At 56.2% G+C, this 1,729-nt stretch carries 3 protein-coding genes; 2 read left to right on the top strand and 1 reads right to left on the bottom strand.

Translation table 11 applies throughout. The features are described from left to right. Window positions 1-28: 28 nt before the first annotated feature. Window positions 29-652 (bottom strand): TMEM165/GDT1 family protein, encoded by a 624-nt coding sequence (locus NW818_RS13090; RefSeq protein WP_011433699.1) that lies wholly within the window; start codon window positions 650-652, stop codon window positions 29-31. Between the two features lie 411 nt (window positions 653-1,063). Between NW818_RS13090 and NW818_RS13085 the strand changes: the two genes are divergently transcribed. Next, on the top strand, window positions 1,064-1,186 hold the full coding sequence (locus tag NW818_RS13085) for a hypothetical protein (RefSeq protein ID WP_011429573.1): 123 nt from the start codon (window positions 1,064-1,066) through the stop codon (window positions 1,184-1,186). A 23-nt stretch (window positions 1,187-1,209) separates the two neighbouring features. Further along, a complete protein-coding gene (locus NW818_RS13080) occupies window positions 1,210-1,611 on the top strand; it encodes a YraN family protein (RefSeq protein ID WP_011433700.1) in 402 nt (133 codons plus the stop codon). Window positions 1,612-1,729: the final 118 nt, after the last annotated feature.

Genomic DNA, 1,729 nt, shown 5'->3' with positions numbered 1-1,729 from the left:
GGGGCTCCTGCGATTTCTAGCTGATCCCTCATCCTGCCAACTCCCAACCGGTCAGCAACGCAAACACCAGAAATAAGCCGCCCCCCACCCAATGCACGGCGCGTTCAGAGATGTGAGCTGCTAAAAAACGACCTCCCACCACCGCCAGCCCCACCATCAGACCATGACCCAGGGTTGCCCCCGCCCAGACACTGAATCCCGGATGGGTGGCGGCTAGGGAAACGGTAGCAATCTGGGTTTTATCCCCGAACTCGGCTAGGGCGATCAAACTAAAGGCTTCCCAGACGATGGCCCTAACCCCCCCGCGGCCAACTCCTTTTGCTTCTGCCTGCATCACTTGTCTGAGGGCTTCCTCTTCTTCTGGTAATGCCTGTTGAGGTGGCATTCTGCACGCTTGCCAGAGCATTCTCAAGCCAAAAACGGCGAAAACCCCAGCCGATAGCACCCGCACGCCCAAGGGTGGCAGTAGCTTAAAAAGCACTTGCCCGGTTCCTACCGCTAGCAGGTTCATCATCGCTAAAGCCAGCCATGTCCCCAGAAAAACCCAGCGGCGTGGGTGGCGCATCGCCAAAATCAAGGGGGTAAAAAAGGTTTTGTCCCCAAATTCCGCTACCGTCACCAGCAGCAAACTCGATAAAAAACCGGCCCACATTTTCTAGCCTCCAACCTCTCTTGTGTGTGGAATCGGTTCACACCTAGAGGTGAAGGCTGGGAAAGTCAGACGGACTCACCAAGCTCACCTCCGCGTGAACTCAGTGAAAGTCTCGTCACCAAAGCAGCCTGCCGGGCTTGCTTTGTCTCTTGCACCGGGCTGTTTTTAGCCAGTATGTCGATGCAGAGGGCGGTAAGCCGCCTGACTACTCCCTTTCCGTCTGAATGGTAGCATGCTGAGCTCCCAGTGGGAGTCATTCATTCAAGCATTCAAGAAAAGCTCTCCAATGGGATCCCCCAAGACTTGCTGTGCCTTGGCCGATATCAGTGCCGCGCATCGCTTACCAGAGGATTGTGAAGGAGCGGCAGGCTATTATGATCACGGTTGAGGAGAAAATCAGGGGAAAACCACGTGGATGCAAAGTTAGTCTTGGTGGGGGTTGCTCTTGTCCTCTCTCTGGCAAGTTTCTACTTCGGCACCCGCAACGGCTTTTACGACACCGACAAGTATCACGGCAATGGCTCTGCTCATTAGAGCCGGGCGCTGGTGATTTTTTTATGGATCCCTTGCCCAGAAGGGCTTCCCTCCAGAATACAGGCAACGTCGGCGAGGGCTGGGTGCGGCAATATCTCTGTCAGCAGGGCTGGCAGATCCTGGCCCAGCGGTGGCGCTGCCCTTGGGGCGAGCTGGATCTGGTTGCCCACAAAGCTGATGTGCTGATTTTCGTAGAGGTGAAAACCCGTAGCCCCGGTAGCTGGGATCGAGGCGGGCTTTTGGCGGTTGGGATCCCCAAGCAGCGACGCTTGATCCGGGCTGCCCAGGCCTTCTTGAGCCAGCATCCCCACCTCTCCGAGTTGTCCTGCCGTTTTGATGTTGCGCTGATAGAACGTCGGGCCTCCAGGGAAGGGGTAAGCTATGCTTTGGTTGATTACCTGCCAGCGGCTTTTGAGATTTGTTGAGGCAAGCTTATCCGAGATGCTGTGGGAGCTTATGGCCGTTTCAGGTTAGGTGAGATGCCTGGGCTGCTGAGACAAGCCCTCTAGCCCCGCGCATTATTGCTCCGCAACGCTATTGCTC

This window comes from Synechococcus sp. R6-5 (genome assembly GCF_047461775.1).
Classification (GTDB): domain Bacteria; phylum Cyanobacteriota; class Cyanobacteriia; order Thermostichales; family Thermostichaceae; genus Thermostichus.
The sequence above is the reverse complement of the archived record's forward strand: the minus strand, read 5'-3'. Positions and strand labels throughout refer to the sequence as shown.